This is a genomic window from Streptomyces auratus (genome assembly GCF_050433025.1).
GTDB lineage: Bacteria > Actinomycetota > Actinomycetes > Streptomycetales > Streptomycetaceae > Streptomyces > Streptomyces sioyaensis.
The window spans coordinates 3651465-3670916 of record NZ_JBNGCB010000001.1; the positions used below are offsets into that span (position 1 = coordinate 3651465).

18 protein-coding genes are annotated in these 19452 nt (G+C 73.8%); 5 read left to right on the top strand and 13 right to left on the bottom strand.

The features are described from left to right. Positions 1-150: 150 nt before the first annotated feature. The 3 genes from BKA18_RS15675 to BKA18_RS15685 form a co-directional block, all read right to left on the bottom strand. Complete coding sequence (locus BKA18_RS15675) at positions 151-639, bottom strand: GNAT family N-acetyltransferase (RefSeq protein WP_366046661.1); 489 nt, start codon at positions 637-639, stop codon at positions 151-153. A gap of 62 nt (positions 640-701) precedes the next feature. Further along, positions 702-1154 (bottom strand): Zn-ribbon domain-containing OB-fold protein, encoded by a 453-nt coding sequence (locus tag BKA18_RS15680; RefSeq protein WP_366046790.1) that lies wholly within the window; start codon positions 1152-1154, stop codon positions 702-704. A gap of 194 nt (positions 1155-1348) precedes the next feature. Then, positions 1349-1555: a hypothetical protein gene (locus BKA18_RS15685; protein ID WP_366046660.1), complete on the bottom strand. Its 207-nt coding sequence runs from the start codon at positions 1553-1555 to the stop codon at positions 1349-1351. A gap of 322 nt (positions 1556-1877) precedes the next feature. Here BKA18_RS15685 and BKA18_RS15690 point away from each other — a divergent pair, with 322 nt between their 5' ends. Together BKA18_RS15690 and BKA18_RS15695 are read left to right on the top strand one after the other, a co-directional pair. Then, complete coding sequence (locus BKA18_RS15690) at positions 1878-4133, top strand: acetate--CoA ligase family protein (protein WP_366046659.1); 2256 nt, start codon at positions 1878-1880, stop codon at positions 4131-4133. A 217-nt stretch (positions 4134-4350) separates the two neighbouring features. Continuing rightward, entirely contained in the window at positions 4351-5220 is an 870-nt protein-coding gene (locus BKA18_RS15695) for an enoyl-CoA hydratase/isomerase family protein (protein ID WP_429638333.1), read from the top strand. Between the two features lie 47 nt (positions 5221-5267). Here BKA18_RS15695 and BKA18_RS15700 read toward each other — a convergent pair whose 3' ends face one another. After that, entirely contained in the window at positions 5268-5912 is a 645-nt protein-coding gene (locus BKA18_RS15700) for a hypothetical protein (RefSeq protein WP_366046657.1), read from the bottom strand. An 8-nt stretch (positions 5913-5920) separates the two neighbouring features. After that, positions 5921-6499: an RNA polymerase sigma factor gene (locus BKA18_RS15705; RefSeq protein ID WP_078568708.1), complete on the bottom strand. Its 579-nt coding sequence runs from the start codon at positions 6497-6499 to the stop codon at positions 5921-5923. Between the two features lie 248 nt (positions 6500-6747). Between BKA18_RS15705 and BKA18_RS15710 the strand changes: the two genes are divergently transcribed. Continuing rightward, entirely contained in the window at positions 6748-7362 is a 615-nt protein-coding gene (locus tag BKA18_RS15710) for a flavin reductase family protein (RefSeq protein WP_366046656.1), read from the top strand. A gap of 84 nt (positions 7363-7446) precedes the next feature. Here BKA18_RS15710 and BKA18_RS15715 read toward each other — a convergent pair whose 3' ends face one another. From BKA18_RS15715 to BKA18_RS15725, 3 genes are all read right to left on the bottom strand, one after another. After that, entirely contained in the window at positions 7447-8517 is a 1071-nt protein-coding gene (locus tag BKA18_RS15715; RefSeq protein WP_366046655.1) for a Zn-dependent alcohol dehydrogenase, read from the bottom strand. 20 nt (positions 8518-8537) lie between these two features. Further along, positions 8538-9728, bottom strand: coding sequence for an acyl-CoA dehydrogenase family protein (locus tag BKA18_RS15720; RefSeq protein ID WP_366046654.1), 1191 nt, complete (start codon positions 9726-9728; stop codon positions 8538-8540). A 94-nt stretch (positions 9729-9822) separates the two neighbouring features. Next, the gene (locus tag BKA18_RS15725) at positions 9823-10734 is read right to left on the bottom strand and encodes an SDR family oxidoreductase (RefSeq protein ID WP_366046653.1); all 912 of its coding nucleotides are present in this window, start codon (positions 10732-10734) and stop codon (positions 9823-9825) included. Positions 10735-10841: 107 nt separating this feature from the next. Between BKA18_RS15725 and BKA18_RS15730 the strand changes: the two genes are divergently transcribed. Then, complete coding sequence (locus BKA18_RS15730; RefSeq protein WP_006604944.1) at positions 10842-11768, top strand: cyclase family protein; 927 nt, start codon at positions 10842-10844, stop codon at positions 11766-11768. A 190-nt stretch (positions 11769-11958) separates the two neighbouring features. On the opposite strand, the gene BKA18_RS15735 is transcribed toward BKA18_RS15730, so the two are convergent. The 4 genes from BKA18_RS15735 to BKA18_RS15750 form a co-directional block, all read right to left on the bottom strand. Beyond that, positions 11959-12444: an ATP-binding protein gene (locus tag BKA18_RS15735; RefSeq protein ID WP_093483766.1), complete on the bottom strand. Its 486-nt coding sequence runs from the start codon at positions 12442-12444 to the stop codon at positions 11959-11961. Between the two features lie 470 nt (positions 12445-12914). After that, positions 12915-13901, bottom strand: coding sequence for an acyl-CoA dehydrogenase family protein (locus tag BKA18_RS15740; protein WP_366046789.1), 987 nt, complete (start codon positions 13899-13901; stop codon positions 12915-12917). A gap of 8 nt (positions 13902-13909) precedes the next feature. After that, entirely contained in the window at positions 13910-15091 is a 1182-nt protein-coding gene (locus tag BKA18_RS15745; protein ID WP_366046652.1) for an acyl-CoA dehydrogenase family protein, read from the bottom strand. A gap of 7 nt (positions 15092-15098) precedes the next feature. Further along, positions 15099-15257 carry a hypothetical protein gene (locus BKA18_RS15750; protein ID WP_366046651.1) on the bottom strand — a complete coding sequence of 53 codons (159 nt, stop codon included), beginning with the start codon at positions 15255-15257 and terminating at the stop codon, positions 15099-15101. 157 nt (positions 15258-15414) lie between these two features. On the opposite strand from BKA18_RS15750, the gene BKA18_RS15755 reads away from it, so the two are divergent. Continuing rightward, the gene (locus tag BKA18_RS15755; protein ID WP_366046650.1) at positions 15415-16944 is read left to right on the top strand and encodes a class I adenylate-forming enzyme family protein; all 1530 of its coding nucleotides are present in this window, start codon (positions 15415-15417) and stop codon (positions 16942-16944) included. A gap of 67 nt (positions 16945-17011) precedes the next feature. On the opposite strand, the gene BKA18_RS15760 is transcribed toward BKA18_RS15755, so the two are convergent. Continuing rightward, entirely contained in the window at positions 17012-19357 is a 2346-nt protein-coding gene (locus BKA18_RS15760; protein ID WP_366046649.1) for a protein kinase, read from the bottom strand. Between the last annotated feature and the right edge of the window lie 95 nt (positions 19358-19452).

Sequence of the window (19452 nt, forward strand, 5' to 3'; positions counted from 1 at the left end):
GGTGGGCGCTCGGGGCTGCCCGGGGGCTCGGGGTGCCGACGGTTCCAGGGGACTGGTGACTCCGGGGGCCGGTGACGCAGGGCGGCGCTGACGCTGGGGGCCGGTGACTCGGGGCGGCGGTGACTCGGGGGCGCCGTGCTCGCCCCGCCCTCACAGCTGCCGGTACATGATGTGCAGCCCCACATAGCCCTTGGTGGGGTGCCGGGAGCCCTCGGGCAGGGTCGTCATGATCTGGAATCCCAGGGACTTCCAGAGCGCGACGGCACCCGTGTTGGTCTCCACTACAGCGTTGAACTGCATCGCCCGATAGCCCTCGGCGCGGGCCCAGTCCAGTACGTACTCGCCCAGGGCCCGACCGGCGCCGCGACCCCCGTACTGCGGGTCGACCATGAAGCTGGCAGTGGCGATGTGCGAGGCGCCGCCCATGTGGTTGGCGTGCATCTTGGCCGTACCGAGCACCGCCCCGGCGTCATCGACGGCGACGACCGTGTGGCCGGGCGGTGCGAGCAGCCACATCTCGCGGGCGGTCGCCTCATCGAGGTCCCGCGGATAGGTGTAGGTCTCCCCGGCCGCCACGATGGCTTGGAAGAAGGGCCAGATGGCGGGCCAGTCGGCCGCGGTCGCCGTACGGATCAGCACGCCCACAGCATGCCGCGGGCCCGGACGGCCCGCCACCGGAATTCCCCGGGGCCGGCCGCCCATCAAGCGGGCCGGAAGACGGGGAAGGCGAACTCGCCGCCGGCGGCCGCGGCTCCCGTCGCCCCCGCGCTGCGGAAGTGCACCACCAGCGGCATCCCGATCCGCAGCTCGGACTCGGGGCAGTCGGTGATCTCGGTCATCATCCGCGGGCCTTCGGCAAGATCGACCACGGCCGCGGTGTACGGGACCCGGTCACCGAAGGGCGGGAGATCATTGCGGTGCACGACGGACCAGGTGTAGAGGGTGGCGCGACCGGTGGCCGTTTCCCATCCGACGTTCTCGCTCCAGCAATACGGACAGAACTCGCGCGGGTAGTGATGGGCCGCCCCACACCCCTCGGCCCGGCAGCGACGCAGCAGCAGCCGCCCTTCAGCCGCCGCGTCCCAGTACGGCCGCGTGAAGGCATCACTCTCCGGCAGGTCGAAGCGCGCCGCGGCCCGCGGGGCGGCCGGCACCGCCTTGCGCGCAGGCCCCGCTGTCCCTGCCGGCCCTTCCGCCCCGGCGGACTTGGCGGGGCCGGCAGTCCCGGCGGCCTTGGCGGTTCCGGTGACGTCGGAAGCCCCCGCTGTCCTGGCATTCCCGGTGGCTCCGACGGTCTCGGTGGCTCCCGCTGCCCTGGCAGCACCCGCGCTCCCGGCGCTCCCGGCCATCACTGGAACTCCCCCGTCGCAGCATCGAGAAGCCACACGCCGCTCCAGCGGTGGCCGCCGCCCCCCTCCGCACCCCGCGCAAAGCCCGCACCGCGCTTGTACCAGCCCTGCTTGCCCTTGCGCCGCCGACCCTCCGGCCACCCCAGGCCACGGCCGATGCGCAGCACGGCCGGCCGCTCGGCCCCACCGAGCCAGATCGTCTGCATTCCGCACGCCCTCCCGCACCCGCCGTCGGATCTCTGACGGTACGTCAGTTCAGTCGAAGCGGGGGAAGTCCGCAAGGGGGGGCACATCGCGGCGAGGCACATGGGGGCGAGGCGCATCACGGCGAGCCACGTCACGGCGAGGCGCATCACGGCGAGGCACATCACGGCGAGCCACGAGCGGGGCGCAGCCCGCGGCCGGGGAGCACCCGCCCCACCCCCGCCCAAGGTTTACCGTGCATCCATATTCCTGACGGGGCGTCAGTTCAGTAACCTGACTATGTGTCAGGTAATCAGAGCCGTCTCAGAGGAGCGGGCGTCTGCGATGCTTGGATCGACTCACGGCACCCTCACCACGCACTCCCGGCCGGCCCGCGTCGTGGCCTGCGGGGAGCAACGACCACACACCGTCCACGGCATCAGTGAACCGCACTCCGGCGGCGGCGGACAGGGCGCCGACGCCCTCGACCGCGATGTCAGCGGACGTCCGCTGCAGGCTCCGGTGCCCGACCTGGACCGGTTCTTCCGGCCCGAGTCCGTGGCGGTGATCGGCGCCTCGGACAGCGCGGGCCGCCCCAACACCGGCATCACCCGCCAGCTGATCGCCTGGGCGGAGCGCGTCGGAGCCCGGCTCCATCCCGTCAACCCGGGGCGCGCCGAGGTCTTCGGGCGGCCCTGTCACGCCACCGTCGCCGATCTGCCGGAAGCCGTCGATCTCGCCGTCCTGCTGGTCGGCGACCCGCTGCCGGTGATCGAGCAACTCGCCGAGGCCAAGGTGAAGTTCGCGGTGGCCTTCGCCTCCGGTTTCGCCGAGACCGGCGAGCGCGGCGCGGCCGCCCAGGCCCGGCTGGCCGAGGCCGTCGCACGCTCCGGCCTGCGGCTGCTCGGCCCGAACACCAACCTCAACGCCTTCGAGAAGTTCCGCACGGACCTCGACGGCCCGGCCATCGCCCTCATCACACAGTCGGGCCACCAGGGCCGGCCGGTCTTCAGCCTCCAGGAACTGGGCATCCGCCTCTCGCACTGGGCCCCCACCGGCAACGAGGCCGATCTGGAGACCGCCGACTTCCTCTCCTACTTCGCCACCCGCCCCGAGGTCGGCGCCATCGCCGCGTATGTGGAAGGGCTCAAGGACGGCCGCAGCTTTCTGCTCGCCGCCGACCGCGCCGCCCGCAACAAGGTCCCCGTCGTCGCCGTCAAGGTCGGCCGTACCGAGACCGGCGCCCGGACGGCCGCCTCGCACACCGGCAAGCTGACCGGCGCCGACGGGGTCGTGGACGCCGCGATGCGGCAGTTCGGGGTGATCCGGGTGGACGGGCTCGACGAGCTGCAGGACACCGCGGCGCTGCTGGCCCGCGCAAGGAAGCCCACCGCCGAGGGCGTCGCCGTCTATTCGATCTCCGGCGGCACCGGCGCCCACTTCGCCGATCTGGCGACCGCGGCGGGGCTGCGGCTGCCCACCCTCGGCGACGCCAAGCAGGCCGAACTGCACCAGTGGATACCGGACTACCTCAGCGTCGCCAATCCGGTCGACAACGGCGGGCACCCGGTCGGCGACTGGCGCGGACCCAAGATCATCGAGGCGATCCTGGCCGACCCGTCCATCGGCGTCCTGATCTGCCCGATCACCGGGCCCTTCCCGCCGATGAGCGACAAGCTCGCGCAGGATCTGGTGGACGCGGCGGAGCGCACGGACAAGCTGGTGTGTGTGGTGTGGGGCTCGCCGGTCGGCACGGAGGAGGCCTACCGCAGCACCCTCCTCGGCTCCTCGCGGGTGGCGACCTTCCGCACCTTCGCGAACTGCATCACCGCCGTCCGCGCCTATCTCGACCACCACCGCTTCGCGGCCGGCTACCGCTCCCCCTTCGACGACGCCCCGCGCGTCCTCTCCCCGTCCGCACGCAAGGCGCGGGCGCTGATGCGTCCGGGCCAGCAGCTCAGTGAACACGCGGCCAAGCAGCTGCTGCGCGCCTACGGGATTCGGGTCCCCCGCGAACAGCTGGTGACCAGCGCGGCGGCGGCCGTACGGGCGGCGAGCCTGGTCGGCTACCCCGTGGTGATGAAGGCCTCCGGGCCGCAGCTGGCGCACAAGACCGAACTCGGCCTGGTCAAGGTCGGTCTGACCTCGGCAAGCCAGATCCGGGACGCCTATCGCGAGCTCACCGACATCGCGCGCTACGAGGACGCCCCGCTGGACGGCGTGCTGGTCTGCCAGATGATCGAGCGGGGCGTCGAGATGGTCGTGGGCGTCACCCGGGACAGCCTCTTCGGGCCGACCGTGACCGTGGGCCTGGGCGGGGTCCTGGTGGAGGTCCTGCGGGATGTCGCGGTGGGCGTACCGCCCTTCGGCGAGGACCAGGCGCGCGCGATGCTCGGCGAACTCCGCGGGCACGCCCTCCTGGAGGGCGTGCGCGGCGCACCGCCCGCGGATGTCGATGCGCTGGTCGAGGTCGTGCTGAGGGTGCAGCGGATGGCCCTCGAACTCGACGGCGAACTGGCCGAGCTGGACATCAATCCGCTGGTGGTCCTGGAGCGCGGCCAGGGCGCCGTGGCCCTCGACGCACTCGCCGTCTGCCCCTGACCGCACCGGCGCGCACCCCCGCCGCCACCAGGCCGGCAACCGCCGCCCCGCCGCCGGCCACCGCCGCCCTGCCGGACCCGACGCCCGCCGCCACGCCCGCGACCACCACCACAGCCACCCGGCCGCGACCCGGCGCAGGCACCCCGGCCGTCCCCTCCGTCCCCTCCGTCCCCTTTGGAGCCGCTCACCCATGACCCGCTCACCGTCCCCCTCTTCCATGCCCCCCGAAGCGCCCGGCGAGCCCGCCGGGCCCGACGGCCGCACCGCCCGCGCCGGCTCTGCCGAACTCACGGACCCCGTCGACTCCTTGATACTGCACACCACTGACAACGGCGTCTGCCGGCTCACTCTCAACCGGCCGGAGGTGCTGAACGCCCTCACCGCTGACCAGCGCGAACGCCTCATCGGCCAGCTCGCCGACGCCTCCGCCGACCCGGACGTACGGGCCGTCGTCCTCACCGCCACCGGCAAGGGCTTCTGCGCCGGCGCCGATCTGCGCGGCGCACCGTCCGCCGAGGAGCGGGTCGCCGGTGATGTCGCCCGGCTGATCCGGCACGGCGCCCAGCGGCTCATCACGGCGGTGCTGGACTGCGAGAAGCCGGTGATCGCCGCCGTCAACGGCACCGCGGCCGGGCTCGGTGCCCATCTCGCGCTCGCCTGCGATCTGGTACTGGCCGCCGAATCGGCCCGATTCATCGAGGTGTTCGTCCGTCGCGGCCTGGTCCCGGACGGCGCCGGCGCCTACCTCCTGCCGCGGCTGATCGGCCCGCAGCGCGCCAAGGAGCTGCTGTTCTTCGGGGACGCCGTACCGGCCGCGGAGGCGGAACGGCTGGGGCTGGTCAACCGGGTCGTCCCGGACGGCGAGCTGAGCACGACGGCACGGGAGTGGGCCGAGCGGCTGGCGGCCGGCCCGACCCGGGCACTGGCGCTGACCAAACAGCTGGTCAACGCCTCACTCGACAGCGACCGGGCCGCGGCTCTCACCGCCGAAGCCACCGCCCAGGAGATCAATATGACGACGGCGGACGCCCAGGAGGGGGTCGCCTCCTTCGTGGCGCGCCGCACCCCTACGTACCGGGGACGCTGACCGGCCCCGGGACCGCCACCGCCCCTACGCCGCCTCAGGGCGCGGCCCTACGCCACCCCATCCGGACACTCCGGCACCTCACGGGTGTTGCGTGTCCGCACCCCCGGCAGCCACCCCCGTACGCCCTGCCCGCTGGTGACCAGATACCAGCGGGTGGAGGTGACGCCCTCCTCGTCGCGGACCATCCGGCCGTCCGTCACCACACAGCGCGCGGCCAGGTCATCGCCGTGCCAGACCCGGCCGGCGGAATTGCCGCGGGCGGCGTACGCGGTGTGCGGGTCCTTGGCCAGCCGCAGCGCGCACTCCAGGGAGCGGCCGGTGCGGCACGCCCGTTCGCTGTTGTAGACCGTGATCTTCACGGTCGGGGGCGGCCCGGCCGGCCGCACGGACACGGGCCCGGGACGCATCAGCCACCACACCCCCAGCAGCACCGCGGCCACCGCGGCCGCCACCGTGAGCGCGACCGTATACGGCCGCCTCCGGGGCAGCGCCACCACGGCGGGCGCCGGCCCGGCGTCGGATTCTCTGATGCGGTCCCACAGTCCGGGCGGTGTCTCGATCCGTTCGTCCGCCCGCCGCAGTCGTGCGCGCAGCAGCGCCTCGGGATCGTCCCCGGCTCCGTCCGCCCGGCTGCCGCCGGTATCCCGGCCGCCGCCGCCCGCGCCGCCGTCGTAGCGTGACCCCACACCCACCGCGCCGCTCACCTCCCGGCCTGCCCGTGCTCCGATTCAACGAGGTAGGCGCGCAGCCTGTCCAGCGCACGGGCGCGATGGCGGGCGGCGGTGCCCCGATGCACCTTCATGATCTTCGCGGCCTGATCGATGGTGTAGCCGTCGAGGTCGACGAGGATGACGATGCCCGCCTGCCGGTGCGACAGCTTCCCCAGCAGGCGCACGGCTTCGATCTCGGCCTGCCGGCGCTCCACCCCGCCGTCCCAGCCGCCGGACCCCGGGCCCGCCGGCGCCCCGCCCGCACCGGTCTCCTCGACCTCCTCCATGCCGTCGACCAGCACCTGGCGCCGGTCCTTGCGGTACGCGTCGCGGGCGACGTTGAGCACGGCGGTGAAGGCGTAGGCGTACGGCTCCGGATGGGCGAGGAAGCGCTGGGGGCGGCGGGCGAGTTTGAGGTACGCCTCGTGCACCACGTCCTCCGCGGACTGTCTCGATCCCGCCAGCATCACCGCCCTCCGGTAGAGGCGGGGCAGCAGCCCACAGAAGACCTCGTCGAAGGTGGGTGACGCGGCGGACGAAGCTGACGTCGCTGGTCTCGCATCGGCCATGTACCGGAACTCTCCCCCGTGTTCGGCTACGGACGCGGCCGTGCTGGACGCTACCCGCGCGGACGACACGCAATCAGGAATCCGCCGACCAATCTCGCGCGAATCCACCGAGATCGGATCCGATGTGCCGGTAAACCACACGTGCGGGTGGCCCGCCATCGGGCGGCCGCGGGTGGCCGCCGTCGCCCCGCACCTTCACATCTGACGCTGCATCAGATTCAATGAAAGACATGATGGGACATGCGGGAATGGCAGCCACGGCCGTGCGGTACCTGCGCTCCGTCGGCGCGCCCACCACGGCCGCCGCACCAGCCACCTCCGCCGCCTCCGCACCGCCGCGGCCCGCGCTGCGCGCCGTGCGCGACGATGAGCGCGCCCCGCTGGATCCGGCCGACTTCCGCGCCGTTTTGGGGCACTTCGCCAGCGGCGTCACGGTCATCACGGCCCCCGGAGAGCCGGAGCCGGCCGGGTTCGCCTGCCAGTCCTTCGCCTCGCTGTCCCTCGACCCGCCGCTGGTGTCGTTCATGGTGGGGCGTACGTCGACCACCTGGCCACGGATCGCCCGCGCCGGCGTGTTCTGCGTCAACATCCTCGGTGCCGGACAGGGCGCGCTCTGCCGCGGGTTCGCGGTCAGTGGTGGCGACAAGTTCGCCGGCGTCTCCTACGGGCCCGCGCCGGCGACCGGTTCGCCGCGGCTGGCGGAGGTCCCCGCCTGGATCGACTGCACGGTCCACGCCGTGCACACCGGCGGCGACCATCTGATCGTGGTGGGCAGGGTCGAAGCCCTCGGCACGGACCCGGCCGCCGCCCGCACCGGCCCGCTCCTCTTCCACCGGGGCACCTTCGGCCAGTTCCGTCCGTGAGCGCGGGCGGCAGGGCGGCGCCCCCGGCGGCGGTTGCGCCCGGACCGTGCACGGGCAGCCGTACAGCCCCCGGCGCCCCTCCCCCTACCCGAACACCAACACCCCCCGCGCCACCCTCCCCCGCTGCGCATCCTCCGCCGCCTTGGCGAAGTCCTCCACCGGATACGTCCGAGTCACCAACTCATCCAGCAGCAGCCGCCCTTCGCGGTACAACCGGGCGTACAGCGCGATGTCCCGCTGCGGCCGCGCCGACCCGTAGCGGCAGCCCAGGATCGACTTGTCCAGGTACATCGACGACACCAGGAACGACGCCTCGGCGGTGGCCGGCGGCACCCCGAGCAGCACCGCCTGGCCGTGCCGGTCCAGCAGATCGACGGCCTGCCGGATCAGCCGGGTGCTGCCCACGCACTCGAAGGCATGGTCGGTGCCGGTCGGCAGGATCGCCTTCACCGCCTTGACGCTGTCCGCCACCGCCGACGCGTCGATGAAGTGCGTCGCCCCGAACTGCCGCGCCACCGGCTCCTTGGCGGGGTTGGCGTCCACCGCCACGATCGTCGACGCCCCGGCGATCCGCGCCCCCTGGAGCACATTGAGGCCGATGCCGCCGGCCCCGATGACCACGACGGAGTCCCCGCGGTCCACCTTCGCCCGGTTGAGCACCGCCCCGACCCCGGTCAGCACCCCGCACCCGATCAGCGCGGCCGAGGTCAGCGGGATATCCTCGGCGATCTTGACGGCCTGCACCGCCTTGACGACCGTACGCTCCGCGAACGCCGAGTTCGACGCGAAGTTGAACAGCTCGGTCTCCCCCCGCCGGAACGGCTTGCCGGGCATCCCGATCGCCTTGCGGCACATCGTCGGCCGCCCCCGGTCGCACTCCGCGCACGCCCCGCAGTTGGCCAGCGTCGACAGCGCGACATGGTCGCCGGGCACCACATGGCTCACGCCCGCGCCCACGGCCTCGACCACCCCCGCCCCCTCGTGCCCCAACACCACCGGCACCGGAAACGGAATCGTCCCGTCGATCACCGACAGATCGCTGTGGCACAGCCCCGCGGCCCGGATCCCGACCAGCACCTCGCCCGGCCCCGGAGCCCGTACCTCCAGATCGTCCACGACCTGCGGCCGCTCGCCGTCGAAAATGACGCCCCTCATCCCCGCTCCACTCTGGTCATTCACCGCTCCACTCTGGGCAGGCCGAGCACGCGCTCGGCGATGATGTTGCGCTGGATCTCGTCCGAGCCGCCGTAGAGGGTGTCGGCCCGGGTGAACAGGAACAGCCGTTGGAACGCGTCCAGTTCGTACGGCGCCTGCGCGGTCCATTCGACGGGCCCCAGCGCGGCCGCGGCGCCCCGCACCCGCATCGCCAGCTCCCCCAGCCGCTGATGCCAGCCGCCCCACAGCAGCTTGGCCACACTCGGCGCACCGGCGTCCCCGGCCGCGCCCAGGGTCCGCAGCGCATTCCACCGCATGACCCGCAACTCGGCCCATTGAGTGAGGAGTTGATCGCGCAGCACCGGGTCACGCAGCGTCCCGCCACGGACCGCGGCGGCGATCACGTCGGACAGCTCCGCGGCGAACCCGATCTGCTGCACCAGCGTGGACACCCCCCGCTCACACGCCAGCAGCCCCATGGCGACCCGCCAGCCGGCCCCTTCCCCGCCGACCACGTGCCCGGCCACCGCGCCGTCGAAGAACACCTCGTTGAACTCCGCCGTCCCGGACATCTGCCGGATCGGCCGCACCTCGATCCGCCCCGGCTGGTCCATCGGCACCAGCAGGAACGAGAGCCCCCGGTGCCGCCGCTCGGCCGGATCCGTGCGCGCCAGCACGAAGCACCAGTCGGCCTCCCGGGCCAGCGAGGTCCAGATCTTCTGCCCGGTGACGCGGTACCCGGCGCCGTCGCGGACCGCCGCCGTCCGCAGCCCCGCCAGGTCCGATCCCGCGTCCGGCTCGCTGTAGCCCTGGCACCACAACTCCTCGCCCCGGGCGATGGCCGGCAGGAACCGCCGCCGCTGCGCCTCGTCCCCGTAGGCGAGCAGGGTCGGCGCCAGCAGGTTCTCCCCGATGTGCCCGACCCGCCCCGGCGCCCTGGCCCGCGCGTACTCCTCGGCCCAGACGACCTGCCGGGTCAGGCTCACCGGCCGGTTCCCGTAACAGCCCGCCGGGCAGTCCCACCCGAGCCCGATCCAGCCGCCGGCCCCGAGCTCCCGCTCCCAGGCCCGGCGCACCGCGGCCCCTTCGTGCTCGCTGCCGGGTCCGCCGCGCCCCGCCCACGCGGCGTACGGCCCCACGAGATGACACCCGAGCCAGTCACGGGCCTCCGCCCGGAACCGGTCGTCCGCACGCCCGAATCCGAAGTCCACGTCGACCTCCCACACCCGCCCCCACCGACCGTCCCCTCACGGGAGGGGGCGGGCCCCGCCTGCCGATCGGGCTCGCCTGCCGATCGCGCCCCGCCTATTGCTGCGGTTGCTCCTTGGCCGCGGCCGCCGCGGCAGCCATCTGGGACAGCTGCGCCAGCATCGGCATCGGATCGGTCCCCACCGACCCCGGCAGCGCCTCGGCCACCCGTTCCGGTGTCCACCCGCCCTCGTCGGCATAGACGGAGCGGAGCTCTCTCGGCTGCGCCCATACGGCGATCTTGGGTCCGGCCACCGTGTAGACCTGCCCGGTGATCTCCCGGGCCCGCTCGCTCAGCAGGTAGACGACCAGCGCCGCCACGTCCTCCGGCTCGCCGATCTCCGTCAGCTCCATCGGCACGTTCGCCGACATCCGCGTCCGCGCGACCGGTGCCACCGCATTGGCCGTCACGCCGTACTTGTGGAGTCCCAGCGCGGCGCTGCGCACCAGCGAGATGATCCCGCCCTTCGCGGCGGCGTAGTTGGCCTGCGACACCGACCCCTGGTGGTTCCCGCTGGTGAAGCCCAGCAGGGTGCCCGACCCCTGCCGACGCATCACCGCCGACGCCGCCCGGAAGAGCGTGAACGTGCCCTTCAGATGCGTGGCGACGACCGGGTCCCACTCCTCCTCGGACATGTTGAACAGCATCCGCTCCCGCAGGATCCCGGCCACACACACGACACCGTCGATCGCCCCGTACTGCGCCAGCGCGGTGTCCACGATCCGCTGGCCGCCGGCCATGGTGGACACGTCGTCGGCGACCGCGGTCGCCTCGCCCCCCGCCGCCTGGATCTCCTTGGCCACGGATTCGGCGACCTCGCTGCTCGGCTCGCCGCCCGCAATGGAGACCCCGTAGTCGTTGACGACCACCCGTGCGCCCTGCGCCGCGCAGGCCAGGGCGACCGCCCGGCCGATGCCCCGGCCCGCCCCCGTGACGGCGATCACCTTGCCGGCCAAGAAGTTCCCCATGTCCAGCCCCTCCCACAGTTTCTGACGGACCGTTAGATTTTTGAGCAGACCCGGTACGAACACAAGACCCCGGGCCGAACGGACCCGGCCACCCCGAGGAGGGCCCGATGCCCCTGCCGCAGGAGTTCCACGACCTCGCCGCACGCGTGAACAACTGGGGACGCTGGGGGCCGGACGACGAGATCGGCACCCTCAACCTGATCACCACCCAGGTCGTACGGGAGGCCGCCGCCTGCATCCGCAGCGGCCGCCGCATCCCGCTGGCGCTCCCGCTCCGGCAGGACGGCGTACAGACCGGCGTGATCCCCGGCCGGGTCAACCCGCTGCACACCATGACCGCCGTCAACCACGAGATCTTCGGCCCCGGCACGGTCGCGACCTCGGACGACGCGGTCACCATGGGCCTGCAGTCCGCCACCCACTGGGACGGCCTCGCCCATGTCTCGCACTCCGGGCGGCTCTACAACAACCGCCCCGCCGGCACCGTCACCGCCCACCTCGGCGCCACCGCCCTCGGCATCGAGCGGGCCACCCCGATCGTCTCCCGCGGCGTCCTCCTGGACGTGGCCCGCGCCCACCGCACCGACCGGCTGCCCGCCGGCCACGCCATCACCCCGGAAGACCTGGACGCCGCCGAGGAACTGGCCCGCACCACGGTCCGGCCCGGCGACATCGTCCTCATACGGACCGGGCAGCTACAGCACTACCTCGCCGGCGACCGCCAGGCGTACGCCTTCCCCTCGCCCGGACTGTCGCTGCGCACCCCGGAGTGGTTCCGTGCGCGCGATGTCGCGGCGGTCGCCAACGACACCCTGACCTTCGAGATCTTCCCGCCGGAGATCGAGGATCTGTGGATGCCGGTGCACGCCCTCCACCTGGTCGAGATGGGCATGCTGCAGGGCCAGAACTGGAATCTGGAGGAGCTGTCCGCGGTGTGCGCGGAGGAGGGGCGCGGCGCGTTCTTCCTGTCCGCGACGGCCGAGCCGTTCGTCGGCGGGACCGGGGCACCGGTCGCGCCCGTGGCGGTGCTCTGACGTGGCCGCGCCGGGCCACCGACAGCACCTGCCGGTGACCCGGCGGCCTCGACGTCCCCTCGCGGCGCGGCACGCCACCCGGGAGTGATCAACCGGGTACGCCACCTCGGCACCCGGTCCGCGCTCCTCGCATGACGACCGATTTGCCATGATTGGCGAAGAGTGTCGACTATGTACCGACTAGCGGGAGTTACGCCTGATGCGACACGGCACGCGGCGTCGCGCAACGGGGCTCAAAAGTCCCCAGGTCGGACCCTGCCGCCATCAGCAGCGGCTGGCTGCGGTCCACCTCGCACCAGATCCGCTTACCTGTGGCCTCCTGCTGCCATCCCCAGCGGTCGGCCAGGCCGTCGACCAGCTCCAGGCCGCGGCCGTTGGTGTCGTCGCCGTCGGCGTGCCGCTGACGCGGCGGACGTGCGCTGGCGTCCGCCACTTCGACCCGGACCGTCCCCACCACGGCCCCCGACCCGGAGAAGCACATCCGCAGTACGGCGGACGTGCCGGTGTGGACCACTGCATTGGTGACGAGCTCGGAGATCAACAGGATCAACGTCTCCGCCACCGGCTCATCGACCCCTATACCCGAGCCCACGAGCCGCGACCGGGCCCATCGCCGAGCCCGCCCCACCTCCGCGGGGTCGGGTCGTACGTCCAACTGCACCTGAAGCACCTGCACCGCTCACACCATCCGAACCGGCGGAAACATCGCCTCGCGCCTCCACGGAGTCACGGTGCGTGACCCCGGTGAAGCACAGCATGGTTGACGTTCAGTCACCCCAACAAGCGCTTCGGGCATATTCCAGCGCAAGGGAGTATGCGTCCTGCATACTGTGCGACGCACTTTGCGGGGAGTCGAACAAGGGGGGCGATCGGGCCCGCGCCTTGGGCGAGCGGCGCGCAGTCCGTCACCCGGAGCCGTCGCCACGACGACACCGGGTTCGTTGCGCCACAGAACCACTCGCACCCAACGGAGGGTACCCGAGCGGAACGCCGACTCCCCCCTGTGACGAGTCACGCCTAGGACACAACCCGATATCGACCCTCCGTGACCACTTCTGCGTAGTGAGTCCGACATTGCGCACCGTGGTTGCCAGAGTCTGACTTCTTCCTCTCCTGCCACCGCCGTCACCACCCCGGGCCCCACCGTCAGGCGATCAAGTCCGCGGCCAGGAGTTCTTCCGCCTCGCCGACGACGCCCCAGCACTCCGCCCGCAACCAGGCCCGCTTGAGATGCAGATGCACATCGGCCTCCCAGGTGAAGCCCATCCCCCCGTGGACCTGCACACAGTCCCGTGCGTTGCGCACCGCGGCCTCGTCGGCGAGCAACTTCGCCCCCGTGACGTCGAGATCACCGTCCGTGACCGACGCCGCATAGACGGCGTACCGGGCCATTTCCGCCCGTACGAGCATCTGCGCGCACAGGTGCTTGATCGCCTGGAACGCGCCGATGGGGGCGCCGAACTGCTCGCGCCGGCGGGCGTGGGCGACCGCCAGCTCGACCGTCCGGGCCGCGCTGCCGAGCTGCTGGGCCGCGGTGAGCAAGGCGGCCTCGCGGCGCAGCCGCGGCACGTCCAGGGCGAGGGGCTCGGTGCGCGGCAGATCCGTGACGCGGGCGAGCGGGGTGAGCGGATCGACGGAAGCAAAAGGGGCGCAGGACACCTGGTCCGCTGCACTCCGATATACGCCGTCCGTGCGCCCCTGTGCGCCCCTGCCCGCGCCGTCGGGGCACCCCGGACCCGCCTCCACCAAGATCAACTCCTCGCAGGCGGCCGGGTGTTCCCATAGCACCGGCTCCCGCCCGCCCTCGCACAGCCCGACGATCTTCTCGCCGGACGCGACCCCGTCCACCACCCCGGCCAGCAGCTGGCACGCCACCAGCGGTCCGGGCAGCAGCGCCCGGCCGGCCTCCTCGAAGACCAGGACCGCCTCCGGCAGCCCGAGCCCCACCCCGCCGGCCTCCTCCGGCAGCCGCAGCACGAAGAACCCGGCCGCCCCCAGCTCCCGCCACAGCGCACGGTCCGGCGCCGGGTTACCGACCGCGGCCCGCAGCCGGTCCGGCCCGAACCGTCCGGCCAGCAGCTCCCGGGTCGCCCCCTGCAACGCCCGCTGGTCCTCGGTGAGTTGGAAGTCCACCGGCCCGCTCACCGCCCCTTCGGCAGGCCGAGGATCCGCTCGGCGACGATGTTCTGCTGGATCTGCGAGGTACCGGCCGCGATGGTGTACGAGAGGGACGACAGCCGGCCGGCCACCCACTCGTGGTCCGCGTCCAGCGCACCGGCGCCCAGCACCTCCGCGGCCGCGTCGTACAGCTCCTGGCGGGCGTGCGAATAGCGCAGCTTGAAGACCGAGCCGCCGGTTCCCGGGACGCCCCCGATGCCCGGCCGGCCGCCGCGCGGACGGGCGGCGCCGGCCTCGCTCACGTTCCATTGGGTCAGCCGCCACAGCGCCGCGAACTCCGCGTGCAGCCGGCCCAGTCTGCGGCGCAGCACGGCATCGTCCCAGCGGCCGTTGGCACGGGCCGCACGGGCGAGGGCGCCGAGCACCCGGCGGCATGCCACCACCTCGCCGACGAAGGCGGTGCCGCGCTCGAAGGACAGCGTCACCATCGTCACCCGCCAGCCGTCGTTCTCCGCGCCCACGCGGTGGCCGACCGGCACCCGGACCTCGTCGAGGAACATCTCCGCGAACTCCGCCGAGCCGGCGAGGGTGCGCAGCGGCCGGACCGTCACCCCCGGGGCGTCCATCGGCATCGCCAGCCAGCTGATGCCGCGGTGCCGGGGCGCGTCCGGGTCGGTGCGGACGAGGAGTTCGCACCAGTCGGCGACCTCGGCGTGCGAGGTCCACAGCTTGGTGCCGCTGACGATGTAGTGGTCCCCGTCGCGCACCGCCGTGGTGCGCAGCGCGGCGAGGTCGGAGCCGGCGTCCGGTTCGCTGAAGCCCTGGCACCAGATCTCGTCGCCGCGCAGGATCGGCGGCAGCCAGCGGGCGCGCTGCTCGTCGGTCCCCTCGGCGGCGATGGTCGGCCCGGCGTGCAGCAGGCCGACGAAGTTCGCCCCGACGTAGGGGGCTCCGGCGCGCTCCGCCTCCTCCAGGAAGATCAGGTGCTGGGTGGGGGTGGCGCCCCGCCCGCCGGCGTCCTTGGGCCAGTGCAGGCCCGCGTACCCCGCGTCGTACAGCCGCCGCTGCCAGGCCGCGTCGTACGCCCGCCGGCCGGGCCAGTCGTCCGCCGCGGGCTGCGCGGGGAGCGTGGGCAGCACCTCGCGAAGCCACCGGCGCAGCCGTTCCCGGAAGGCGTCCTCTTCCTCGGTGCAGGTGAGGTCCATGGGGCGGCTACCGGTCGAGGCCCGGGGCGAGCAGGTGGCTCGCGGTGCCGGGGCGGGCCGGCTCGCCGATGCCGGAGGCCGGCGGCCGTGGCCCGCGCCCGGCCCCGAAGCGGTGCGCGGGCTCGCTCGCACGGTCGTCGACGCCGATGCTGCGCGGTGGCTCCATGGGGTTTCCCCTCGTCGTGCCTCGCCCCGTGTCCGGCCGGAACCGGGATATCTGATGCACCGTCAGAAATAGGCTAGCCCCGGCACCTCTGGACCGACAAGGCTCCGGCCTCTACTCTCGCTCGAAATCTGACGAACCGTCAGCCACGGGAGGGCAGATGACCGGCACCACCCTCTGGGACCTGGTCGGGTGGCGCGCCGCCCGCACCCCGGACGCCACCGCCCTCATCCAGGGCGCCGCAGCCGCCCGGCACGAGCGGCGGATCACCTTCGGCGGGCTGCAACGGCGCGCGGAACGGGTCGCCGCCGGCCTCCACGACCGGGGCGTACGGCCCGGCAGCCGGGTCGTCTGGCAGCTGCCGACGCGGATCGAGACCGTGCTGCTCAGCCTCGCGCTGGCCCGGATCGGCGCCGTCCAGAGCCCGGTCATCCCGCACTTCCGCGACCATGAGACCGGCCAGGTGTTGCGTCGCACCCGCGCCGACTGCTTCGTGCACCCCGGCGTCTGGCGCGGCTTCGACCACCGCGCGATGGCCGGCCGCCTGGCCGCCGGCCTGCCCCGCCCGCTCACCGTCATCGAGGCCCGCGACACCCTGCCCGACGGCGACCCGGCCCACCTGCCCCCACCGCCCGACAGCGCGCACCGGACCCGCTGGATCTACTGGACGTCCGGCACCACGGCGGGCCCCAGGGGCGTGCTGCACACCGACCACAGCTTGCGCACGGCCGGCCGATGGCTGGCCGAGGCGCTGCGGCTGCGCCCCTCCGACATCGGCTCGATGGCCTTTCCGTACGCCCATGTCGCGGGCTCCGACTACACCGTCATGCTGCTGTGGCACGGCATCCCGGCCGTACTGCTGGAGCACTTCGCGCTGCCCGGCTCGCTCGCCGCCTACCGCCGCCACCGCGTCACCGTCGCCGGCGGCTCCACCGCCTTCTACGCCCTCTTCCTCGCCGCCCAGCGCGCACTGCCGCCGGGGCGGCGGCTGCTGCCGTCGCTGCGGCTGCTGGCCGGCGGCGGCGCGCCCCTGCCGGCCGCGCTGTACCACGAGGTCACCGCCGCTCTCGGCTGCGCGCTCGCCCACGGGTACGCGCTGACCGAGGCCCCGATGGTCACCATGGGCGATCCCTGCGACAGCGCCGAGCACCTCGCGGGCACCGACGGCCGGCCACCCGCCGGGATGGAGATCCGGATCGCCCCGGACACCGGCGAGATCTCCCTGCGCGGACCGGTCCTCTGCCGCGGCTATCTCGACGAGCCCGACCCCTTCACCGCCGACGGTTTTCTGCCCACCGGCGACACCGGGCGGCTCACGCCCACCGGCCATCTCGTGGTCACCGGCCGGCTCAAGGACATCATCATCCGCAAGGGCGAGAACATCTCCGCCCAGGAGATCGAAGCGCTCCTCCACCGGCATCCGGACGTCGCCGCCGCCGCGGTCATCGGGCTGCCGGACGACCTGCGCGGCGAATTGGTCTGTGCGGTCGTCGAACAGCCCCAGGGATCAAGGGAGTTGACCCTCGACGGGATCACCGCGCACCTCACCGCCCAGGGCCTGGCCCGGCACAAGCTCCCCGAACGGCTGGAGGTGCTGGCCGCCCTGCCGCGCGGCGCGACCCTGCGCAAGGTGCTCAAGCAGGAGCTGCGGGAACGGTTCGCCGATGCAGGGCGGGGCCGCCGCCCCTGAGCGACGGCGGCCGGTGCGCGAGCGCCGCCGGTGCGCGACGGCCCCTCCTCAGCCGGGGCGGTAGCCGCTAGCCGGGCCGATAGGCGCTGGTCGCCTGCGCGTACAGCTGGTCCACCTCATGCCGTCCGGTGTCCGGGCCGATCACCAGGACGAGGTGGTAGCGGCCGTTGTGGATCATTGCGAGGTTGCGTACGTACACCTCGCGGCCGCTGCCGTCGCGCCAGGAGAAGGTGCCCTCGGCCATCGCCGTCTTCCCGACGTCGATCCGCTGGAGGCCGGAGGCCGAGGCCCAGCCCGAGGAGCGGTACGGCGCCAGCTCGGCTTCCTTGTTCTGCAGATACGCCATCGGGTCCGTGCCGAAGCGCGCCGTGGTGTCCCGGCCGGGCACCACCACCAGCTCGTAGTCCCCGCCGACGTACCGCACCTGGCCCCGTTCGTTGGCCCCGCGCCGCTGCCAGCCCTTGCGGACCGCGACCTGGAAACCCTCCGGGTCGGTACGTACCTCGAAGCCCTTGGCGACGCCCGCGGGCGCGGTGGTCTGCGGCGCGCCGGTGCTGCCGCCCCGGTCGCCGCCGCCGTCGCCGGACGGGCTGCCGCCGGGAGCCGCACTCGCGGTGCCCGGCCGGTGCGCGCCGCGCCCGCCGGCCTTGGAGTCCTGGCCGGAGTCCGGCAGAAACGCCAGCGCATAGACGACCGCCCCGACGAGGAGCAGCACAACCGCGGCGAGCAGCAGCCTTCCGAGCGGGCGCGGGGCGCGGTCCGGCCGCGGCGACGACGGTACGTCGGCCGGGCCGCTCCAGCTCTCTCGCTCCTGGTCGTACGGCTCGCCCTCCGGCGTCCCGGTCCGGCCCAGCGGCCCGGACGGCTTGACGGGCCGGGCCGGCTTGGGCGCGCGGAGCGGCTTGGGCTGCTTTGGGGGACGGGGCGGACGGGGGGCGGGGGCGACCGGAGCGGACTGCTCCGGGGCCGGCGCGGTCCGACGGGGCGCCGGCGGGGCGGACTGCTCCGGTTCCGGCGCGGCCCGGCGGGGCGCCGGCGGGGCGGGCGCGACGGCGGACGCCGCCACGACGGACGGCGCCGGCTGCGGCCGGGCCCGCCGCGAGGTCCGGGTCTTCTTGTGCCGCCCCTTCCGCACGAGTTCGCCGCGGCGCCGCACGATCGGCAGCCGCCGCGGATCGGCGTCCCGCTCCGGCGCCGGCAGGGTCACCAGCCGGCTCTCGGCCACCGGCTCCGGTGCCGTACGGATCAGTGACCGCAGCCAGCCGCTCAGCTCCTCGAAGTCCGGACGGTCGGCGGGATCCTGACGCAGCAGCGACTCGACGACGGGACGCAGCGCCCCGCATTCCTCGGCGACCGCGGGCGGCCGGGAGCAGACCAGCTGCGCCAGTTCGACGGCGCTGTCCTCCGGGAACGGCGGCTCCCCCTGCACACACCGGTACAGCAGCGCACCGACCGCCCACAGATCGGTGGCCGGACCGACCGGCGGCGCCAGCTGCCACTTCTCATGGACCGGTCCGGCCTGCTCCGGCGCCCAGCGCTCGGTGACCGGGCCGACCACCGTCAGCCGCGCCTGCCGCGCCCGCTCGGCGGCGAGCCCGGCACTGGGGCGGCCGAAGGCGGTGGCGGTGCCGGTGCCGGTGCCGTCCGCTGCGGGCAGCTCCTCAGGGGCATCCTTGACCAGCGAGGTCTTGGCACCGCCCGTGACGGAACCCTCCGCCGCCGCGCCCCCCGGCGCCGTGCCACGCTCCGCCGCGCCCTCCGGTGCCGCCGCCGCCCGCGGGGTCCCGGGCGCGGCGGGCGCCTGGTCTCCGCACAGCGCCTCCTGGGCCGCGCCCGCCGCCAGGCCGGTCAGGATGGCCCGGCCGTCGTCGCAGACCAGGACCGTACGGGCGGTGATGTTGCGGTGCAGCCAGCCGTCCGCATGCAGCACCCGCAGCGCGGTCAGCAGATCCGCGGCGATCTCCGCGGCGCGGTGCGGGGACAGCGCCCGCTCGGCGAGCAGCGCGGACAGCGGGCGGGCAGTGAGGAGTTCCGCGACGACCCACAGGCTGCCGTCCTGCACGAAGACATCGAAGACCTGCTCCAGCCGGGGGTGGTCGGCCAGCTGGGCCGCCGTCGTCGCGGCCTCCAGCGCGCGCCGTGCGGCCGGGTCCCGGGGACTGCGGTCCGCCGCCGACGCACCCGCCGCCCGCCCACCGCCCGGACGGCCGCCGCCATAGCCCTCGGCCGGCCCGGCCGTCTCGGCCCCCACCACCTCCGCGTCGACGACCTCCGGCAGCGGCACCTGACGGAGCAGCACCTCCTGGCCGCTGAACGTGTCAAAGGCCCGGGTCTCGGCGAATTCGTCCTCGCCGAGGGGCCGCAACGGCAGGCGGTATCTCTCGGCGAGCACCCGTCCCGCGTACTCGTCCACGACGCCTCCCCGCAGCGCGCACTGTGTCTGCCGTCGCGCGCCGGAGCCGCCCATCGGCGCCGGCGCCTCCGGTCACTTCCGGTCGCATTCCCGCC